The organism is Povalibacter uvarum, from assembly GCF_014202975.1.
In the GTDB taxonomy this organism is placed as follows: domain Bacteria; phylum Pseudomonadota; class Gammaproteobacteria; order Steroidobacterales; family Steroidobacteraceae; genus Steroidobacter; species Steroidobacter uvarum.
In genome coordinates, this window is the sequence record NZ_JACHHZ010000003.1 from 798,005 (window position 1) to 818,581 (window position 20,577).

The 20,577-nt window shown below is 63.4% G+C and carries 17 protein-coding genes and 1 riboswitch; of the genes, 11 read left to right on the top strand and 6 right to left on the bottom strand.

Annotated elements, in window-relative coordinates; genetic code table 11:
* The first annotated feature begins 52 nt into the window (after nt 1-52).
* Complete coding sequence (locus HNQ60_RS14870) at nt 53-1,162, top strand: efflux RND transporter periplasmic adaptor subunit (protein ID WP_184333106.1); 1,110 nt, start codon at nt 53-55, stop codon at nt 1,160-1,162.
* A gap of 28 nt (nt 1,163-1,190) precedes the next feature.
* On the top strand, nt 1,191-4,268 hold the full coding sequence (locus tag HNQ60_RS14875; protein ID WP_184333108.1) for an efflux RND transporter permease subunit: 3,078 nt from the start codon (nt 1,191-1,193) through the stop codon (nt 4,266-4,268).
* A gap of 3 nt (nt 4,269-4,271) precedes the next feature.
* On the opposite strand, the gene HNQ60_RS14880 is transcribed toward HNQ60_RS14875, so the two are convergent.
* The gene (locus HNQ60_RS14880; protein WP_184333110.1) at nt 4,272-4,949 is read right to left on the bottom strand and encodes an ArsR/SmtB family transcription factor; all 678 of its coding nucleotides are present in this window, start codon (nt 4,947-4,949) and stop codon (nt 4,272-4,274) included.
* 70 nt (nt 4,950-5,019) lie between these two features.
* Between HNQ60_RS14880 and HNQ60_RS14885 the strand changes: the two genes are divergently transcribed.
* The 4 genes from HNQ60_RS14885 to HNQ60_RS14900 all read left to right on the top strand — a co-directional run bounded on the left by HNQ60_RS14885 (nt 5,020) and on the right by HNQ60_RS14900 (nt 6,633).
* Nucleotides 5,020-5,337, top strand: coding sequence for an NIPSNAP family protein (locus HNQ60_RS14885; RefSeq protein WP_184333112.1), 318 nt, complete (start codon nt 5,020-5,022; stop codon nt 5,335-5,337).
* Nucleotides 5,334-5,678 carry an antibiotic biosynthesis monooxygenase family protein gene (locus HNQ60_RS14890; protein ID WP_184333114.1) on the top strand — a complete coding sequence of 115 codons (345 nt, stop codon included), beginning with the start codon at nt 5,334-5,336 and terminating at the stop codon, nt 5,676-5,678. Before HNQ60_RS14885 ends, HNQ60_RS14890 begins: the two co-directional genes overlap by 4 nt.
* 102 nt (nt 5,679-5,780) lie before the next feature.
* Nucleotides 5,781-6,185: a GFA family protein gene (locus tag HNQ60_RS14895; RefSeq protein ID WP_184333116.1), complete on the top strand. Its 405-nt coding sequence runs from the start codon at nt 5,781-5,783 to the stop codon at nt 6,183-6,185.
* Nucleotides 6,186-6,198: 13 nt separating this feature from the next.
* The gene (locus HNQ60_RS14900) at nt 6,199-6,633 is read left to right on the top strand and encodes a GFA family protein (RefSeq protein ID WP_184333118.1); all 435 of its coding nucleotides are present in this window, start codon (nt 6,199-6,201) and stop codon (nt 6,631-6,633) included.
* Nucleotides 6,634-6,723: 90 nt separating this feature from the next.
* Here the strand turns inward: HNQ60_RS14900 and HNQ60_RS14905 are convergent, their stop codons facing one another.
* From HNQ60_RS14905 to HNQ60_RS14915, 3 genes are all read right to left on the bottom strand, one after another.
* Entirely contained in the window at nt 6,724-7,842 is a 1,119-nt protein-coding gene (locus tag HNQ60_RS14905) for a serine hydrolase domain-containing protein (RefSeq protein WP_184333120.1), read from the bottom strand.
* A gap of 109 nt (nt 7,843-7,951) precedes the next feature.
* The gene (locus tag HNQ60_RS14910; protein WP_184333121.1) at nt 7,952-8,182 is read right to left on the bottom strand and encodes a PspC domain-containing protein; all 231 of its coding nucleotides are present in this window, start codon (nt 8,180-8,182) and stop codon (nt 7,952-7,954) included.
* Nucleotides 8,183-8,312: 130 nt separating this feature from the next.
* A complete protein-coding gene (locus tag HNQ60_RS14915) occupies nt 8,313-9,359 on the bottom strand; it encodes a LacI family DNA-binding transcriptional regulator (protein ID WP_184333123.1) in 1,047 nt (348 codons plus the stop codon).
* Between the two features lie 230 nt (nt 9,360-9,589).
* Here HNQ60_RS14915 and HNQ60_RS14920 point away from each other — a divergent pair, with 230 nt between their 5' ends.
* Complete coding sequence (locus HNQ60_RS14920) at nt 9,590-10,891, top strand: MFS transporter (protein ID WP_184333125.1); 1,302 nt, start codon at nt 9,590-9,592, stop codon at nt 10,889-10,891.
* 143 nt (nt 10,892-11,034) lie between these two features.
* Here HNQ60_RS14920 and HNQ60_RS14925 read toward each other — a convergent pair whose 3' ends face one another.
* A complete protein-coding gene (locus HNQ60_RS14925; RefSeq protein ID WP_184333127.1) occupies nt 11,035-12,450 on the bottom strand; it encodes an amino acid permease in 1,416 nt (471 codons plus the stop codon).
* Nucleotides 12,451-12,556: 106 nt separating this feature from the next.
* Here HNQ60_RS14925 and HNQ60_RS14930 point away from each other — a divergent pair, with 106 nt between their 5' ends.
* Together HNQ60_RS14930 and HNQ60_RS14935 are read left to right on the top strand one after the other, a co-directional pair.
* Nucleotides 12,557-12,907, top strand: coding sequence for a lipid-A-disaccharide synthase N-terminal domain-containing protein (locus HNQ60_RS14930; RefSeq protein WP_184333129.1), 351 nt, complete (start codon nt 12,557-12,559; stop codon nt 12,905-12,907).
* Between the two features lie 137 nt (nt 12,908-13,044).
* Nucleotides 13,045-14,652: a DUF2235 domain-containing protein gene (locus tag HNQ60_RS14935; RefSeq protein ID WP_184333131.1), complete on the top strand. Its 1,608-nt coding sequence runs from the start codon at nt 13,045-13,047 to the stop codon at nt 14,650-14,652.
* 13 nt (nt 14,653-14,665) lie between these two features.
* On the opposite strand, the gene HNQ60_RS14940 is transcribed toward HNQ60_RS14935, so the two are convergent.
* On the bottom strand, nt 14,666-15,226 hold the full coding sequence (locus HNQ60_RS14940; RefSeq protein WP_184333133.1) for a TMEM165/GDT1 family protein: 561 nt from the start codon (nt 15,224-15,226) through the stop codon (nt 14,666-14,668).
* 95 nt (nt 15,227-15,321) lie between these two features.
* Nucleotides 15,322-15,465, bottom strand: a riboswitch (yybP-ykoY riboswitch).
* Nucleotides 15,466-15,877: 412 nt separating this feature from the next.
* On the opposite strand from HNQ60_RS14940, the gene HNQ60_RS14945 reads away from it, so the two are divergent.
* Nucleotides 15,878-17,209: an efflux RND transporter periplasmic adaptor subunit gene (locus HNQ60_RS14945; protein WP_184333135.1), complete on the top strand. Its 1,332-nt coding sequence runs from the start codon at nt 15,878-15,880 to the stop codon at nt 17,207-17,209.
* Nucleotides 17,210-17,256: 47 nt separating this feature from the next.
* Nucleotides 17,257-20,499, top strand: coding sequence for an efflux RND transporter permease subunit (locus HNQ60_RS14950; RefSeq protein WP_184333137.1), 3,243 nt, complete (start codon nt 17,257-17,259; stop codon nt 20,497-20,499).
* Nucleotides 20,500-20,577 lie beyond the last annotated feature (78 nt).

Here is a 20,577-nt window from a genome sequence, read left to right on the forward strand (position 1 = left end):
TCTCTACCGTACGCCACTCGTTGATCGTGCAAAGGTAGGGAGAGAGATCGTGATGAATCGTCGCAAGTGGATCGCGCCGCTGGTGCTCCTCGGTATCGTGATCGGGACCGGTTCGGCGCTGGCCGCGTGGAAGAAGGCCAGCATTGATGAATCGGATGCGGCGGCTGCAAATCAGCCCGAGGCTGCGGAGAGCGTTGCTGTCGCTGTTGCTCAGGCGCGTGAGCATCACCGGGCAACGACGTCGATCGGAACGGTCGTCGCGCTGCGGTCGATCACGGTACGCAATGAGCTGTCGGGCACTGTGCGCGAAGTGTCGCTGGTACCCGGGCAGATCGTCGAAGCCGGGCAGGTGCTGGTCGCGCTCGATGTTTCAGTGGAGGAAGCAGAGCTGAAGGCGCTGGAAGCACAGGGGGAGCTGGCCCGCACGCAGTTCGGCCGGATGGAGCGCATGAGTGCGCAGCGCGCCGCATCGGAAATGGAAGTCGACAGCGCAAAGGCCGAGCGGGATGTCGCACTGGCGCAGATCGCCCGCACGAAGGCGGTCATCGCGCGCAAGACCATCCGTGCGCCGTTCCGGTCGCGCGTCGGCATCTCGGATGTGCATCCGGGTCAGTACCTCAATGAAGGGACATTGCTCACGACGCTGCAGGGTGTCGACGAAAGTGCCTACGTCGACTTCTCGGTTGCGCAGCAGATCGCGGCGGGGCTGCGGCCGGGCAGCAAGGTCAGTGTGATCGCGACCGATGAGTCACCCGTGCAGGCGCAGATCGTCGCAATCGATGCGCGCGTCGATCCTTTGACACGAAACGCGACGGTGCGGGCAAAGGTGGAAGGAAAGGACGGCGCCCCCGCGCCGGGCTCGTCGGTTCGCGTCCAGGTTCCGGTGGGCAAGCCGCAGCTGGCGGTCGCACTCCCGGCAAGCGCTCTGCGCAAGGGTCCTGAGGGCGATCACGTGTTCGTTCTCGTCGCCGACGAGAAAGGAGACACGCGTGCACAGGTGCGGCCGGTGCGCGTCGATGCAATGACCGGCAACGAAGTCGTCATCGGCGACGGCGTCAAGGTCGGCGAACGCGTCGCTGCTTCAGGCTCGTTCAAGTTGCGGGACGCAGCGTTGGTTTCGGCTCAGGAACCCGCGCAGACAGTGGCATTCAATAACAGGTAACGGAAGTACTCGGCGGCGGAGTCAGTTCATGCGTTCATTCACGGACATATTCATACGGCACCCCGTTCTCGCGGTAGTCGTCAACCTGGTACTGGTACTCGTCGGCACGCGTGCGTTGCTGACGCTGCCCGTGCAGCAGTTTCCGAGCGTCGAGAGCTCGGCGGTCGTCATCACTACCGTCTACACGGGCGCGAGCGCGGAAACGATCCGGGGCTTCCTGACGACGCCGATCGAACGGGCGGTGTCCGCAATCAGCGGCGTCGACTACATCGAATCGAACAGTCGTCCGGGCCTGAGCACCGTGACGATCCGCCTGAAGCTGAATCACGACAGCACCGCGGCGCTGGCGGAAGTCACCGCGCGATTGCAGCAGGTGCGTTCGGAGTTGCCGGCGGAAGCTGAGCCGCCCGTGGTCGACGTGCAGCGAGCCGATCGACCCTACGCGACGTTCTATCTCGGATTCACATCGACGCAGCGCGATGTACCCGCGCTGACAGACTGGCTGTCCCGCACGTTGCAGCCACAGCTGTCCACGCTCGAAGGCGTCCAGAAGGTGAGCTACGAAGGTGCGCGGCCGCTCGCGATGCGCGTCTGGATCGATGCGGACAGACTGGCAGCGCGCAATCTTGCTCCCGGAGATGTCCATGCCGCGCTTCAGCGAAACAACTATCTCGCCGCGGTCGGTCAGACGAAGGGCGACCTTGTGCAGGTCAATCTCCTCGCCAACACGGATCTGCGGGCAGTGGAGGAGTTCGAGAACCTGATCGTTGCGGATCGCGATGGCGCCATCGTGCGTCTCAGCGATGTCGCACGCATCGAGCTCGGCGCCGAGGAAGCCACGATGGTGGCGAAGTACAACGGCGAGCAGAGCGTGTACCTCGGTGTGTGGCCGTTGCCGGGATCGAACGAGATCGAAGTCGCTCAGCACCTGCGCGATGAGATGAAGCGAATCGAAGCCACGCTGCCGCCTGACGTGGAGATGCGGCTGGTGTGGGACGGCACCATGTTCATGCGCAGCGCACTCAAGGAAATCACGAAGACGCTGGCGGAAACCGTGCTGATCGTCGCGCTCGTCGTCTTCCTGTTCATGGGCTCCATCCGCACCGCGCTCGTGCCGCTCGTCGCGATGCCGGTGTCGCTCGTCGGTGCCGCCATTGTCATGCTGGCGGCCGGTTTCAGTCTGAACCTGTTGACGATCCTGGCGATCGTGCTGTCGGTGGGTCTCGTCGTCGACGATGCGATCGTCGTGGTGGAGAACGTCGAGCGACACGTCCGCGAAGGCAAATCGCGCATCGAGGCTGCCTTGCTGGGCGCCCGCGAACTGGCGGGGCCGATCATCGCAATGACGATCACGCTGGCGACCGTGTACACGCCGATCGCTTTCCAGGGGGGACTGACGGGTTCGCTGTTCCTCGAGTTCGCGATCACGCTGGCTGCGGCCGTCGTGGTGTCGGGCATCGTGGCGCTGACGCTTTCGCCGGTGATGAGCTCGCGCTTCGTTCACGCGCACGGCAAGGAAGGGAAGCTGACGGCGATCGTCAATCGTGGCTTCGACGCGGTGAGCCGGGCGTATGCGCGAGCTCTGGATGCCGCGCTCGGAATGCGTTGGGCGATCGTCGCGGTCGCAGTGCTGGTAACCGCGGCGGCGTGGCCTCTCTATATGTATTCCCGGGCCGAGCTGGCACCCGTCGAAGATCAGAGCCACATCAGCCTGTTCTTCGAAGCGGCTCCGGATTCGACGCTCGAGGCGGCGGATCGCGATTCCCAGCAGGTCGTGAAGGCGATTACGTCGTTCCCGGAAACCGAGTTCATGTGGTCACTCACGGCGAACTGGGGCGGCTTCGGTGGTCTCGTCGCCAAGGACTGGCAGCAGCGCGAGCGGTCGACCGAGGAAATGTACGGCGAGGTCTACGGCGCGGTTTCCCAGGTGCCGGGTGTGCGCGTATTTCCGCGTCTCGATCCGCCGTTGCCGACACCGGGGCAGTACGACGTCGAGCTGATCGTGCAGAACGAATCGTCGCTCGAGGAGCTGATGCGCATGACGCAGGCCGTGCTCGATGCGGGTTGGCAGAGCGGCAAGTTCCTCTACGTCGATACGGACCTCAAGTTCGACCTGCCGCAGGCTCGCGTCGTACTCGATCGCGAGAAGCTGGCGGATCTCGGGCTCGATCTCGCGACGGTCGGGCGCGAGTTCGGAACGCTGCTCGGTGGAGCGTACGTCAACCGGTTCAACTACTTCGACCGCAGCTACAAGGTGATCCCGCAGATCGGCGACAAGGATCGCGCCACGCTTGACCCGCTGCTGGATCTGAAGATCAAGACGCCCGATGGCACGCTCGTGCCGGTCTCGACCTTCATGCACATCGAGTCGACGACGGGCCCGAGAACCTTGAACCGCTTCCAGCAGCGCAATTCGGCGCGAGTCTTCGGCGGCATGCAGCCGGGTGTGACGAAGGAAGAGGGCCTGCGCGTTCTCGAGAACGCTGCGAAAGTGGCGGGAGGCGAGAGCACGCTCATCGACTACGCGGGCGAATCGCGACAGATCCGCCAGGAAGGCGCGGCGCTCACGACGACATTGGCGTTCGCCGTCGTGCTGATCTACCTCGTGCTGGCCGCGCAGTTCCACAGCTTCCGCGATCCGCTGATCGTGTTGCTGGGGTCAGTGCCGCTCGCGATCTCGGGCGCTCTGGTATTCACGTTCCTGGACTTCACGACGATCAATATCTACTCGCAGGTCGGATTGATCACCCTCGTGGGCCTGATCGCGAAGAACGGAATTCTGATCGTCGAGTTCGCCAACACGTTGCAGGAGCGCGGAATCGAGAAGGTCGCGGCTCTGCGCGAAGCAACCTTGACCCGATTGCGCCCTGTGCTGATGACGTCGGCGGCGACCGTATTCGGTCACTTCCCGCTGGTCCTGGTCTCTGGGCCTGGCGCTGAAGCGCGCAACAGCATCGGCATCGTTCTCGTGACGGGCATGATCGTCGGCACGCTGTTCACGCTGTTTGTGGTGCCCGTGTTCTACACGCTCATCGCGTCCGATCATCGGGCGAAGGCAAGCGAGGAAGAATCGCCACTGGAGGCCGCACCGGCGACGGCGATATAGGGATCACGCCGCGAAAAGTTCGCGCAGCTTCTTTTCACCGCTGGAGGAGAAGCGCACAACGCGCGAGTCGCGGATCGGACTTGCCCAGCCCAATTCGAATAGTCGATCGAGAAGAGCGGCGCCCAGCCCACCGGCAAGGTGATGGCGCCGCTCGCTCCAGTCGATGCACGCGCGACAGAGCGGTCGACGGGGGTTGGCAATCGCGTCGGCGGTGAGATTCAATTGGCCGAACAGCGTCCAGCCATTCTCAGCAAGTGCAACGCCTTCAGGCGTGACGCTCAACAGTTCTCTGCGAACCAGCCCGTCGTAGACGAGCACGCCCAGCGTTCCCGCCAGATGGTCGTAGCAGACGCGAGCCTTGCGCAGCTGAGGATCACGAGGACCGAACTGCCTGTCGTCCGCGATCGAGTTCGCGACGCCCATCATGTTTTCCAGGAGTTGCGCGACTTCGCTGCCGGCCAGCCGGAAGTAGCGATGGCGCCCCTGCTTTTCGGCGACGATCAGTCGGGCGCGTTCGAGTTTCCCGAGATGAGTGCTGACTGTCGGGCGCGTGATTCCTGCCGCGTCTGCAAGTTCGGTTGCCGTCAATGCACGGCCGCCCATCAGCGCGCCGAGAATCTGCGAACGGCCACGTTCACCGATCAGATGGGCAATTCTGGCGATGGTCGGGCCGGCATCCATAGTTCGATCCCCGTCGAATCGTCGTGACAGCGTCTCGCGCTATCGTATATCCGTTGCAGGAGAGGGCGATATGGCGATCACGTGCTTCATCCGCTATCAGATCGATCCGTTTCAACGGGATGCATTTCGGGGATATGCGCAGAACTGGGGCCGCATCATTCCGAGATGCGGCGGCAAGCTGCTCGGTTACTTCCTGCCGCACGAAGGAACGAACGATGTCGCGTGGGGATTGATCGGCTTCGAAAGCCTCGCTGCGTACGAAAGCTATCGCGTGCGGTTGAAGGCCGATCCGGAGGGACGTGCCAACTTCGAGCTTGCGCAACAGCGCCGCTTCATCCTGAGAGAGGAGCGGACATTCGTCGAAGACGTCGCGGGGACCGTTGCATGATTGTCGTGATCTTCGAGGCGGTCCCTCTGCCGGGGCGGGCCGATGCGTACTTCGATGCGGCCGCAACGCTGCGGCCGTTGCTGACGCAGATCGATGGTTTCATCTCGATAGAGCGCTTCGAGAGCGTGTCGCAGCCTGGCCGCTTTCTCTCGCTTTCATTCTGGCGTGATGAGGAGGCCGTCGCGATATGGCGAAATCTCGAAGCGCACCGCGCGATCCAGGCGGCTGGCCGCCGGTCGATCTTCGCGGACTATCGCTTGCGCGTCGCGCATGTCGTGCGTGACTACGGTCTCGACGATCGCAACGAGGCGCCGGACGATTCTCGCGGCGTCCACGCATAGCTTCATCGCAGATTGTCCTTTAGTGCTCTTGCGCTCCGAAAGGAGGCTGCGGCGTCATCGCGGTTGCGTATGATCGGGCAGTCGACGAAGCGGAGCCTGGCCATGAGTGCGGTAGAAGGCGGATGCTTGTGCGGTGCGGTTCGCTATCGGGTCTCCGGGACACCGATCTCGAGCAGCCTTTGTCATTGCCGCAGCTGCCGATTGGCCAGCGGCGCCCCTGTAGTTGCCTGGTTCGTCGTGCTCAATGAACAGTTCGCGCTGCTCGGTGGCGAACTGCGCGCGTTTCGCTCGTCCGAATCCGTCGTTCGCGAGTTCTGCGCACGCTGCGGCAGCCAGATTTCCTATCAGCATGACGACGCGCCCGACCGCATCGAGCTGACGACGGTGACCCTCGACCACCCGGAAGTCTTTCCGCCCACACGGGAGATCTGGTTCTCCCACAAACTTTCGTGGGTGGTCCCGAGTCCGACGATCGCCCACCATGCCGGGGAGAGTCAGGAAACCTGATGGAGAGAAAACCATGGCAAATGAAGGTCTTTACAAGGGCAGCTGCTTTTGCGGCGAGGTCCAGTTCGAAGTGACGGGCGCGCCCGTGGCGATGGGCTACTGTCACTGCAGTTCGTGCAGGCACTGGTCCGCTGGTCCCGTGAATGCGTTTTCGTTGTGGCAGCCGCAGGCGCTGCGCGTCACGCGCGGTGCATCGAACATCGGTACGTTCAACAAGACGCCGATCAGCTACCGCAAATGGTGCACCAAGTGCGGCGGGCATCTCTTCACCGATCATCCGACACTGGGTGTCGTCGATGTCTACGCGGCGATGCTGCCGGAATTGCAGTTCGAGCCGGGCGTGCACGTTCACTACCAGGAAACGGTGCTGCGCATTCACGACGGCAAGCCGAAGATGAAGGACATGCCGGCGCAGATGGGCGGCTCCGGAGTCACGCTGGCGGAGTGAGGGCGGAAGCCCGGCGATGAGAGGCCGTCACTCCCGCGAAAGCGGGAGTCCCTTGCGGTTGGATTCCCGCTTTCGCGGGAATGACGTCTTCTAGCGCGCGGCCGGCAGAATATCGCCGGCGATGATCGACAGGATCTGTCCCGCGAATGCGGAGGGATTCGTTTCGGCGCTCATGCCGACCCAGTCGGTCGTGACGACGATGACCATGTCGAGCGACGGCGCCACATAGACGAACTGGCCGCCGTAGCCCCATGCGAAGGCCGCGGGTACCGCAGGGGCATCCGCAACCCACCAGAGATAGCCGTACGTCGTACTTCTCTGCTGGTTGTACGTGTTGCGCCAGTTGAACTTGGGTGTCGTCGCTTCGCGCACCCACTCTTCGGTCACGATCTGCGCGCGGCCCGAGTTGCCTTTCTGAAGAATCCACTGACCGAACCGCAACAGATCTTCCGCGGTCATTCTGATGCCCGAGCCGCCGTTGACGTGCTCGGCATCCAGCACCTCCCACTCGACTGATGTGATGCCAAGGCGATCGAACAGCGCGTCCTGTGCGAATTGCGGCAGCTTCTGACCGGTGGCGTGCTCGAGCACGACGCCAAGCATGTGCACGAGCGCCGAGTTGTATTCGAAGTCGGCGGATGCAGTCTGGCTGCGGTCGAGCAGGTACTGGACGTGATCGTCCGTAACGATCCAGCGGTTGTAGTCGTCGCCGTTGCTTTCATTCCATTGATAGCGCGAAGTCATCGTCAGCATCTGGCGAACGGTCACTGCGCGATCGCCGGCATCCAGTACATACGGTGTGCCCAGGTGGTCGCCGACCGTCGCGTCGAGCCCGCTCAGGTCGCCCTGCGCTATGGCGATTGCAGTGAGCATGCTCACGACGCTCTTGGTGACCGAGCGCAGGTCGAAGCGTGTGGCCTGGGAAGTACCGCCGAGATAGTTTTGTGCGATCAGCTTGCCATGCCGTGCTACGAGCACACTGCGAACGCGGGACATCCCCGACAGATCGCTGATGCCTCGATTCAATCGCACTTCGTCCATCGAGACCGAAGCAGGCGTCGCCGTGACCCAGGGTTGGGAAACGTCGATGACAGTGATGGAGGCGGGTGGCGGTGGCGGTGCGGGATCCGGCGTCTCTGGCGAAGAAGATGATCCGCCGCCGCACGCCGCGAGCAGCATCGCAATCGCGATTCCGGGGAGCCACCGCATGGCGGGAAGTTATCAGTTCACGACTGACAATTCACCATGGCGGGATTGCAAGCAGCCCCCTCCCGGGACCGGGAGAGGGCGAGTTCGGGGTAAGGTGTGTGGCGCGTTGCTACTGCGTCGAGACGACCCGTGGATCGCTGTATTCCTCTTCCGGCGTCAGGATCCAGAAGAGCAGGTAGACCAGGATGCCGGGAAACGCAGCGGAGCAGATCGAGATCACGACATACAGAACGCGCGTCAGCGTGACATCCATGCCGAAATATTTCGCGAGTCCTGCGACCACGCCGCCGATCATGCGATTCGATCGCGAGCGCCGAAGCGGGGCTTGAAAACTACTCATTGTGCGAAACACCTCTCAAGGTATCCCGGGATCGACGATCCCGGACAGGACGCATGATGAGCCTGTCGATGCCCGGAGGGAATGCGCCGCCGGTCAATCGCGGCGCGGCACCGGCGGAGCGGCGATCCTATCAGTCAGGATTCCGCAGCACGCCGGTCGAGGCACGACGAATGAGCTTGTGCAGCAGCCGCACGGGTTTCGGCGGTGTTCCGCTCAGGAGCGACTTGAGCAGCAGATCCGCCGCCGCATAAGAGAGTTGATAAGTCGGCTGGCTGATCGTCGTCAGAGGCGGCCACACGGTGCGGGAGATCGCCGCATCGTCGAATCCCGCGACGGACAATTGATCGGGTACTGCAACACCCATCTCGTGCGCCGCCATCAGCGTGCCCGCTGCCATGTCGTCGTTTGCGGCAAAGATCGCCGTCGGCCGGGTCGGCAACGCGAGGAGTTGGCGCGCGGCTTCGAGGCCGGAGTCGAAGAGGAAGTCGCCCTGCCGGACATAGTCGGCGTTGAACGCGATCTTGTGTGACTTGAGCGCCGCCTTGTAGCCCTTGAGACGCTGGCCGCTCGCGTAGTGTCCGGGACGGCCGATGATGAATGCGATGCGCCGATGCCCGAGGCCGATCAGGTATTCCGTCATTTCGCGCGCGGCGCCTTCGTCGTCCATGTCCGAGTATGGCGAGCGATGCTTGAGGTCGTTCGGCGCGATGCGCGCGAAGGGCAAACCGTGCTCGTCGAGTGCCCGGATGATTTCTTCGGACTCGCTCAGCGGCGGCGCGAGGATCAGCCCGTCGATGTGCGTCTGGTTCGCGAACGCCATGACATCCTGCGTGAGCTCTTCGCCTGCGCCCGTCACTTCGTGCAGCAGCAACAGGAATTTTCCCTCACGACAGCGGGCGAGGGCGCCGCGCTGCACTTCGATGGTGTAGTTGCCGCTCGGGTTGTCGTAAACGAGACCGATCAGATACGAGCGGCGACTCGCCAGGCTGCGCGCCGAAGGACTCGGGTGGTAATTCAACCGTTTGACCGCGACGAGCACGCGCTGCCGCGTTTCCTCGCGCACGTTCGGCTCGTTGTTCAGCACGCGCGAAACCGTCTTGATCGCGACGCCGGCCGCTTTGGCCACATCGTCGATGCTGGCCTTGCGGGTTCGGGTCTTGTCGTTGTCAGCAGTCATGAGCGTCGGGGACCGTCGGCAATGCAGGTTCGGGCATCGCGGGTAAATCGCCCCGTCGGGGCTGCGTCCGCTTGTAGTGGAATGTTACACCGCATGGTGAACCGCGCGACATCGCATTTCGGCCCCGGCCTTTCGTGGCCCGCCGATTCCCTGTAAAACGAACCGACCAGGTCGCGCGCGCCAGAAGAATGCTGCATCGGCCCGGGTGCTCAATCTGTGGGGGATCTTCGATGTCCGAGTCCGTTCCTTCGGGAATAGACGCTTCTGCGTCCGCTGCGCCTGTGCGCCCGGACGCTGCCGATGCTGCGGGAACGAGTCGCGTCAGCCATTTCTTCGTCTTCGTCTACGCGCTCGCGTACACCGGTGTCTGGCTGGCTTTGCTGACGCCGATGCTGGTGACGATTGCGCTGCGCGTGCGGCAGATCGCGCCGGACAACGCGGCGGGGCAGCTCGCGCTCGTGCTCGGCGTCGGGGCGATATTCGCGCTGATCGGCAATCCCGTTTTCGGGCGGATGAGCGACCGGACCACTTCGCGGCTGGGAATGCGTCGTCCATGGCTCGTTGGCGGAATGCTGTGCGGCACGGCTGCGCTGACGATCATTGCGCTGGCCCCGACCATTCCGATCCTGCTGCTCGGCTGGTGTCTCGCGCAGCTCGCTTTCAATGCGGTGCTGGCGGCCATCGTCGCCATCCTTCCGGACCAGGTGCCCGCCGAGCAACGGGGCACCGTGGCCGGCGTGCTCGGCATCTGCATGCCGATCGGCCAGGTCGCCGGGACGTTTCTAGTACAGGCGTTGCCTTCATCGATGCTGCTGCGGTTCATCGTGCCGGCGGTCGTGGGGTCGATCGCTGTGCTGCTGCTCGTCGCGGTCCTGCCGGACAGGCGACAGACCCCTGGCGACGTACCACCATCGGACCTGCGCAATTTCCTTCGTTCCTTCTGGCTGAGTCCCGCGCGTCATTCGGATTTTGCGTGGGCATGGTTCAGTCGCTTCCTGCTCGTGACGGGGACGGCGTTCCTCACGACGTATCAGTCCTATTACCTGATCGAAAAACTGGGGCATGCCGACACGGAAGTGCCCTCGCTCATATTCAAGGCGATGCTCGTACAGGCGAGCCTGATCGTCGTGTCGAGCCTCGTGAGCGGTCAGGTGTCCGATGCCACGGGGCGCCGCAAGATCTTCGTGCTGATCGCAGCCGCCGTGTATGGCGCTGGATTGTGGTGTATCGCCGCGGCGGACAGTTACGCAGGGCTGCTCGTCGGCATGGTGTTTACTGGCATCGGGCAGGGTGTGTACTTCGCCGTCGAGCTGGCGCTCGTGACGCAGATCCTTCCGGATCGGAAGCTCGATGCCGCGAAGGATCTCGGCATGTTCAACATCGCGAACGCATTACCGCAGTCCGTGGCGCCGGCGCTCGGGCCGCTCATTCTCACGGCGAGCAGTGGTGACTACACGTGGCTGTTCGTGGTGGCAGGCGGGATCGCGTTCATGGCGGCGTTTGCGATTCTGCCGTTGAAAGGAGTGCGCTGAGGTGCACTTCTTTCTTCAGCTGGCCGGAGAAAAGATGCTTCGCATGACGTCCGGCTGAAGCCGGACCCACAGTCAGAGCGTTCTGATTGTGGGTCCGACTTCAGTCGGACGTCGGCGCGTCAGCGCCTCTTGGAATGCGCGGGTCAGCTGCGCTCAGCCTTCGCCAGCGCGCTCTGATGTCGCGTGACCAGCAGGTAGATCAACAGGCCGGCTGCGTTCCAGATGAAGAACCACTTCTTCGTGATGCCGGGCAGGTTCCAGAAGAGATAGAGGCACCCTACGATTGCGAGTGGGCCGACCAGCCACCAGACAGGTGAGCGGAACTTGCGCGGGAAGTCGGGATGTTTCACCCGCAGCACCATCATGCACACGGCCACAGCGATGAATGCGGCGAGCGTGCCGGCGTTCGCGAGCGCGGCGATCTCGTTGAGCGGCAGCAATCCGGCGATGATGGCAACGATCACACCGGTGATGAGCGTCATCAGAACCGGCGAGCCGGTGCGTGGGTTGATGGTGCTCAAGCCCTGCGGCAGCAGTCCGTCGCGGGCCATGACGAAGAAGATGCGGGACTGACCGTACATGAACGCCATGATGACTGTCGGCAGTGCAATCACGGCGGCGCCGGCGATCACGGTGGCGGCAAAGGGATGCTGAAGATTGCGCAGCACCATCGCGAGCGGTTCGGGGCTGTTCGCGAGGTCGAGATAGCTGGCGCCGCCGAGTGCCACGGCAGCCACTGCCATATAGATGAAGGTGCAGATCAGCATCGAGCCGATGATGCCGATCTTGAGGTCACGGCTCGGATTGCGTGTTTCTTCCGCTGCCGTCGAGACGGCATCGAATCCGTAGAAGGCGAAGAAGATGATGGCCGCGGCCGCCATGACGCCATGGGGTACCCCGTTGACCTCGCTGACCCAGCCGTAAGGCATGAATGGCTGGAAATTCCCGCTGTCGAATGCGGGTGCCGCGAGCGCGATGAAGATGCCGAGCGCGATCAGTTTCACGAACACGAGAACCAGGTTCACGGTCGCGCTCTCTTTCGTGCCGATTGCGAGCAGGCCCGCCACCGCGAGAGAAATGATGATGGCGGGCACGTTGATCAGTCCACCCGCGTGCGGTCCCGCGAGCAACGCATCCGGTATGTTCAATTCCGCCGCTTTCAGCACACCGGTGGCGTATCCCGACCAGCCGACGGCCACCGCGCTGCACACAACCGTGTACTCGAGGATCAGCGACCAGCCGACGATCCATGCGAGTAATTCGCCGAGGACTACATAGCTGTACGTATAGGCGCTGCCGGCCACAGGCATCATCGTTGACATCTCGGCGTAGGCAAGCGCCGCACACACGCAGACGATGCCGGCGATCACGAAGGACAGGATGACGCCCGGCCCCGCCAGTCCTGCGCCGACACCTGTCAGCGTGTAGATCCCTGTGCCGATGATGCCCCCGACGCCGAGGCCGAGCAGATGCGGCCAGCTGAGGGTGGGTTTGAGTGCACTGTGAGCGATGCCTGAGGCGACTGATTCGAGTTGTTTGCGTCGGTTCCAGAAGGCCACTTGTTGCTCCGCGCTTCAGTTGTTGTGAACGGATTGTAACGTTGGCCAAGGAACCGGCGCGACAGGCGAGCGATTGATTGAGGGCGCAGCCAGCGTCTAACCGCTCATGAACCACACCATCGCGATTCTGTTCGGGGTTTCCATTACCCCGTGGAAGCTCATCGGCTACGTCGGCGTGCTGCTGTTCGCGGGGCGCTGGGTCGTTCAGGTGTTCGCGACACGCCGCCGCGGAAAGCCCGTGATTCCCAGGATGTTCTGGGTAATGAGCGTCACCGGCAGCGGATTGCTGCTCGCTTACTTCATCTGGGGGAAGAACGACTCGGTAGGCGTGCTCTCGAATCTCTTCCCGATGAGCGTCGCCGTGTACAACTGGATGATGGACGTTCGCGCCACGCGTCGCGAGTCCCAGGCGCGTGAAATGTCGCGCGAGATCTCCGGCGGCGTGCCGAGTCACTGATTCCCAGCGATTTTCGCTCCGTCTCCAACTCGCTCCACTTGCCCTTTTCGGCGATTCTCTTTTAACCCTGACCCCGTCACGCTGCGCAGCATGCGGGCAGATTGCATACGCATTGCCCGTCGCCGCCGCGAGGACGCATGGGCAAGAACATCATCATCTGTTCGGATGGCACCGGGAATACGGCCATCAAGGGTCGCGGCACGAACGTCTTCAAGATGTTCGAATGCATCGATGTGAATTCGCACCGGTTCCATCCGGAGCGATCGCCGCAGGTCGCCATCTACGACGACGGCGTCGGCACGGAGAGCATGAAGCTCCTGCAGATCCTCGGCGGAGCGGCGGGATACGGACTCAGCCGCAATGTCCGTCAGCTCTACAAGGAGCTCTGCCGCATCTATGACCCGGGCGACCGGATCTTCCTGTTCGGTTTCAGCCGCGGCGCCTTCACCGTGCGCAGCCTCAGCGGTTTCATCGGCACCTGCGGCATCATCGATGTGGCCCGCCTCGCCGGCAGCGAGGATCTCGATGACCTGGTGAAAGAGGCGTACCAGGTCTATCGCGGCTGCTATCGCACCTGGCTCATGAAGAAGATCATCGGCCCCGGGGATCGCGAGGCGACGACGCGATTCCGCGAACGGCATTGTCACGGCGGCGAGCGCATCCACTTCGTGGGCGTCTGGGACACCGTCGATGCAGTGGGGCTGCCGCTGCACATATCGAACCTGATCAACACGCTGGTCTACCAGTTCAAGTTTCCCGACCTGGTGCTGAGCAAGAGCGTCGATCGCGCGATTCATGCGCTGGCGATCGACGACGAGCGGCAGTCCTTTCATCCGCTCATCTGGGACGAGCGCCAGCCACCGCAGCCCGGCCAGTCGATCGAGCAGGTCTGGTTTGCCGGCGTGCATTCGAATGTCGGCGGCGGTTACCCCAAGCAGGGCATGTCGCTCGTCGCGCTCGACTGGATCATGCATGAGGCGGAGCAGTCGGGCCTGCGTTTCGTGCCGGCGGAGCGTCAGCACTATCGCGAGCACGCGAACGTCGACGACAAGCTCTACGACCCGCGGGCGGGCCTGGGTACATTCTATCGCTGGCTTCCCCGCGATATCGCGCAGATGTGCAAGTCGAGCGGCGTTCAGCCGAAGCTGCATCTGAGTGTGCTCGAGCGCATCGCTCACGGCACCGACGACTACAGACCCGGTAATCTGCCGGCGAATTCACAGGTCGTGATCACGCCCTCCGGAGACCCGACGAAGGACGCGGCGGCACGCGAACGCGCGGAGGCGGCGCAGCAAGTGCTTCAGGGCTCGCATCCCAAGATCAGTTCGCTGCTGGAAGCCGTTGGGACGCGCATCGTTGTCGGGCGTTTCTCCTATCGCGTGTTCGCGCTGACGATCGCAGCTGTGTTGCTGCTCGGTGCCGGTGCGCCCGCAGGTGCAACAGGTTCCGCCGCGTCCTTCTTCACCAGCCTGGGCCTGCTGCTGTTCGAACTGGTCACCAGCCCCATCGATACGCTGCTCAACCTGTTCTGGCACGGGCCGAATTCGCTCTTGATGATGAGCGTCCTGGTCGTCGGGTTGCTGGTGGCGTGGCTGCTGTCGTCGTGGTCGACGCGTGGCATGGAGCGGGCGTTCGCCGAGTTCTGGTTCACGCAGCAACAGAAGCTGCGTGCCGGGCTCAAACGAGCCCGGGCGCGCAGCAGCGAGATCCAGGACTGGCGCAATCCGCAGGAGAAGAGTGCGTAGGGCGCCGCTGGTCCTACACTCCGCGGATCAGCACGATGAGTCCCATGATCAGGAAGATCGTGGCCGCGATGCCGTGCACGAGCTTCATCGGCAGCTTCGTGGCGGCAACTTCGCCCAGCAGCACGGCAGGGACGTTCGCCAGCATCATTCCCGCCGTCGTTCCCAGCGTGACGAGCAGCAGCGATTGATACTTGGCCGCGAGGGCGACGGTCGCGATCTGGGTCTTGTCGCCCATCTCCAGCAGGAAGAACGCGACCAGCGTCGTGCCGAAAATGCCGAAGCGCGGCGGCTGGCTCGATGTCTCCGGCGACCCATCCGGAACGAGGGTCCACAACGCCATCGCGATGAACGACACCCCGAGGATCCAGCGCATGGCGTTGGGGCCGATGGCTGCGGCGAGGGCGCTGCCTACGGCGCCGGCGAGGGCGTGATTCAGCAGGGTCGCGGCCAGGATGCCGAGAATGATCGGGACGGGTCGTCGGTACTTGGCGGCCAGGACCAGGGCCAGCAGCTGGGTCTTGTCGCCGACTTCGGCGAGCGCGACGACGCCGGCGGAGATGAGGAGTGCTTCCATTTTTCGTGACTGGTACGGGGCCGAGCGGCGTTTGCCAATGACGCAATCTCCCCGCTCGACCCCCGGCCGGACCGGTGGTTTGAAGAGATCACGTCATCAGTCTCGCCTGCCTGCCCGCCGGACGGTCCCGCCCTGCGAGCGCCGGACGTGCCATGTTCCTGACGGAACAAGTGTGTTGACACGCCCTCCGACAGATCGGTGATCGACCGTCGGCGGCTACTCCCCAATGAAGCGGCGGGGAGCTTAAAGACGCACCGCATCATGGTCAATCGGGGATCGGGTCAATCAGGCACACCGTGAAGCTGCGCATCGAGTCCGGACGCCGATCACCGTACAATCCGCGCCCCCAAAGCCCCTCGCCACCAGTCAGCCGAAGCATTTTCGTCCCCCGGCGGTTCGTTGTAACAAACCGACGGGACCCTGTGTTCTGCGGGTGACGGCAATCGATGACGCGCAGGTCAGGCAGGTGCCGAAAAAACTTCCGGTACGGCTGTAACCTTTTCGCGGCCAGGCACGTCAAAGGGTGGACATGAGGGACTGCACCCTCGTCAGGCGGGTTCGAGCCGCCTGGGGCAGTGAGGTGTGGTGTATCCAGTTCAGGGGAAGCGGGCCCGAGGCCCGAACTTCCCCGGGCTGCAGAGAGGAGTCGACGTGAAGAGCAACGCCAGACAGCAGGCCGCTGTCGCTGAATCCATCGAATCGAACGATACCGACGTATCGGCAGAACGCGCCGGTACCGGAGCCACGGTCGCCCGGCTGGCTCCCGTCCAGGCCGCGGCGGAAGAAACCTCCTACGAGAGTAGTAGAGTCGCCTACAATAGTGGTTCCCAGGGTACGGAGAAGAAGCCGATGAAGGTCTGGATCCTTCTGGCTGCGATCGCGGTTCTGGTGGCCGGTTGGTTCTTCGTTCGCAATCAGCAGGCGGCACCTGCCCCGGATGCGCCGGGCGGAGCACCTGCAGTGGTTGCCGGGCCGCTCGAACTGGCCGCTGTCGACGTCGCGGTCGTTCAGCCGCGCGTGCTGTCGCGCTCGTTGCCGCTTTCCGGCTCGATGTCGCCGGTCGTGCAGGCAACGGTCAAGTCCAAGGTCAGCGGCGAAGTCGAGGAAGTCACTGTTCGCGAAGGCCAGGACGTGCGCGCGGGCGACGTCATTGCCCGCATCGACACGCGCAACATGCAGGCCCAGTACGATCGCGAGCTGGCGGCCGTCGAGAAGGCGCGCGCCGACCTGAGTCTCGCCGAGCTGAATCGCGACAAGAACCGCACGCTGCTCGAACAGAAGTACATCTCGCAAAACACTTACGAGGCGACCGAGAGCGCCTATGCAGCCAGCGTCGCGAGCTTCAAGCTCGCCGAAGCGCAGGCCCGCATGATCAAGATCAGCGTGGACGACGCCGTCATTCGCGCCCCGTTCACGGGCACGATCGCCAAGCGTCTCGTGCAGCCCGGTGAGAAGGTGTCGACCGACTCGTCGATCGTCTCTATCGTCGACCTGCGCCAGATGCTGCTCGAAGCAGCCGTGCCCGCTGCCGAGATTCCCTCGGTTCGCGTCGGGCAGACCGCTGCATTCCGCGTCGGCGGATTCGGCGACCGTGAATTCGTGGGCAACGTACAGCGAATCAATCCGGTCACCGTCGAAGGCTCACGCGCGATCACGATCTATATCGCAGTCGCGAATGCCGATCGTGCGCTGAAGGGCGGCATGTTCGGTCAGGGTGAGCTGTCGCTCGATTCGACCGAGCCGTCGCTGTCGATCCCGCAAATGGCGGCGCGCGATGAAGCCGGTGCGGCGTTCGTCTACACGCTCGAGAGCGGCAAGATCGTGCGCAAGCCCGTGACGCTCGGCCCGAAGATCAAGGGTCAGGAATTCGTCGAGGTTCGCGAAGGACTTGCCGCCGGCGAGCGTGTCATCGTGGCGGACATCGGCGACTCCAAGCCGGGCTCCGAAGCGTTCGTCCGCGGAGAGAAGGGGAGCGGCGGCTGATCGCCGCTGCCTCATTGCGCTCTCACCTTTTCGAAACGTAAGCCGTCATGCTCATCACACGCGTCAGTATCAACCAGCCCGTCTTCGCGACCATGGTCATGCTCGCGATCGTCGTGCTCGGCGTGTTCTCGTACCGCCTGCTGCCCGTCGAGCAGATGCCGGACGTCGCGATTCCTCAGGTCTACATCAACGTCTCGTACCCGGGAGCATCGCCCGAAGCGATCGAGAACGACGTCATCAAGCCGATCGAGAACGTCGTCAACTCGATCAATGGCGTGAAGAACATCTACGCCACGGCGCGCGAAGGCATGGCGTTCTTCCAGATCGATTTCCGGCTCGACGTGGATATCGCCGAGTCGACGCAGGAAGTGCGCGACAAGGTGGCGCAGGTCCGCTCCGGCATGCCGCGCGAAGTTCGCGAGCCGCAGGTCGGTCGGGCGACGAACGACAACTCCGTGCAGCCGGTGGCCAGCCTGGTCGTCTACTCGACGACCCGCAGCCTGCGCGAAGTCTCGACGATGGTCGAGCAGCAGATCGTCAAGCGCCTGCAGAACTCGTACGGCGTCGGCAACATCACCGTCGGCGGTTCGATCGAGCGCCAGGTGCAGATCTTCCTGCACCCGGAGCAGATGCAGAGCTACCGGGTCGGCGTCGACCAGGTGATCGCGGCAATCCAGGCCGCCAATCAGGACCTCCCGGCGGGCGCGATCTCCAATGGTTCGCAGGAACAGCTGGTTCGCGTCGAAGGCAAGATCAAGAACCCGGCCGGGTTCGAGCGCATCATCGTCGCCAACCAGGGCGGCGCTCCGGTGTACCTGCATCAGGTCGCGCAGGTCGTCGACGGCGAAGCCGAAGAGATGTCGATCTCGCGCGTCGATGGACGCCGCTCGGTGTCGCTGTACATCTATAAGGTGCAGCAGGCGAACATCGTCCAGGTCGGCGAGGGCATCAACGAAGCCGTTGCCGATCTCAAGAGCCGGCTGCCTGAAGACGTCAAGATCGACACGCTGTGGTCGGACGCCGAATTCATCAAGGGCTCGCTGGACCGCGTGAAGACCACGATCCTCGAAGGCGCGCTGCTCACGATCGCCATCGTGTTCCTCTTCCTGCATTCCTGGCGCTCGACCATCATCACCGGTCTCACGCTGCCGATCTCCGTGATCGCGACGTTCATCGCGCTGCACGCGTTCGGCTTCTCGCTGAACTTCATGTCGCTGATGGCGCTGTCGCTGTGCATCGGCCTGTTGATCGACGACGCCATCGTGGTTCGCGAGAACATCGTCCGGCATGCGGACATGGGCAAGGACCACCGCACCGCGTCGTTCGAAGCGACCAAGGAAATCGGCCTCGCGGTCACGGCCACGACGTTCGCGATCCTCGCAGTGTTCATCCCCGTCGCCTTCATGGGCGGCGTCATCGGCCGGTTCTTCCTGCAGTTCGGCCTCACCGTCGCTATCGCAGTGCTCGTCTCGCTGTTCGTGAGCTTCACGCTCGACCCGATGCTGTCCGCCTACTGGGCGGATCCGAAGGAAGGTCGCTTCCGCTATGCGCCGTGGCTCGGTCGCGTGATGGAGAAGGTCGAATCGCTGGTGGAATACGCACATCGCGTCTACGACAAGTTGCTGCGGTGGGCGTTGAGTGACCGTCGCTACGGTATCCCGGGGCTCGCTGGCCGCGCACGCAGGCTGTACGGCGAAGACGCACGGCTGCCGCGCTGGGCGGGGGTCAGTCCCCGTGCGCTCATGGTGCTGCTGGCGGTCTTTACGTTCTTCGGCAGCTTCCTCGTCGTGCCGATGGTCGGTACGGAATTCATGCCGGAAACGGACAACGGCATGGTCTCGATGCGCGTCAACACGCCGCTCGGTTCGAGCCTGCAGTACACCGACGCGAAGATTCGCGACGTCGAGGAAGTGCTGCAGAAGATCGAAGGCGTGCGCCATGTCGTCGCGATGATCGGCACGGACGAAGGCAAGAACTACGCACGCATCATGCTGCGCCTCACCGATCCCAAGAAGGACGGACCGCGTCCGTCGCAGAAGGAGATCGAAAAGACGGTTCGCGATCGTCTCTCGCGCATGGCCGGGCTCGAGCTCAAGATCCAGGGCAACAACCAGCCGGTGTTCATCTCGATTCTCGGTCCCGATACCGCGAAGCTCACTGAGCTGACGGAAGACCTGATGGAGAAGCTCGCGAAGATCCCGGGCATCGCCGACCTCGAAAGCAGCGAGAAGGGCGCGAATCCGACGATCGCCGTTCGCATCAACAACGAGCTGGCCAGCGACCTGGGCCTGACGAACGCCCGTATCGGCACTGCGCTGCGCCCGCTCATCGCGGGCGATCAGATCAGCACGTGGCTCGGCCCGGACGGCCAGGACTACGACGTGATCGTGCAGTTGCCGAAGAAGCAGCGCGAAATCAGCTCCGACCTGGGCGATCTCTACGTCAGCAGCACGCGCGTCGACGCTGACGGCAATCCAACCCTGGTGCCCCTGCGTCAGGTCGCCGACTTCGTCGAGACGGGCAGCCCGCAGCAGATCAAGCGCCTGAACCTGCAGCGTCGCATCTCGATCTACGCCAACGCCGATGGCCGCCCGTCGGGTGACGTCGGTTCCGATGCGGAAAAGATCGTCAAGGAGACGAAGCTGCCGCAGGGCTATCGCTTCGACGTCGGCGGCGGCCAGCAGGAAATGAACGAGACCTTTGGTGCCGCGCTGGCCGCGCTGGGCCTCGCCGTGATCTTCATCTATCTCGTGCTCGCGTCGCAGTTCGGCAGCTTCCTCCAGCCGATCGCGATCATGGCATCGCTGCCGCTGTCGCTGATCGGTGTGCTGCTCGCGCTGCTGTTCACTGGATCGACGCTGAACATCTTCTCGATCATCGGCTTCATCATGCTGATGGGTCTGGTGACCAAGAACGCGATTCTGCTCGTGGACTTCACCAACCAGGCGATCCGCGAGGGCAAGAACGTCCGCGACGCGATTCTCGAGGCGGGGCAGGTGCGTCTGCGTCCGATCCTGATGACGACGGCAGCAATGATCTTCGGCATGATGCCGATGGCGATCGGTGTCGGCGAAGGCGGCGAAATCCAGGCGCCGATGGGCCGCGCGGTGATCGGTGGCGTGATCACGTCGTCCGTCCTGACGCTGCTGATCGTGCCGGTGCTGTACACCTATATCTTCGGTTTCACGCGACGGCTGAGTGCCTGGTGGAACCGCAAATCACCTGCTCACGAAGACTTACCGGCAACGGGCGCACCGATCGTGCCGGAGCATGGACGGCTGCACGACTGAGCCAGCTGGTCATTCCCGCGAAAGCGGGAATCCATCCGACGAGACGACCAAGATGGATCCCCGCTTTCGCGGGGATGA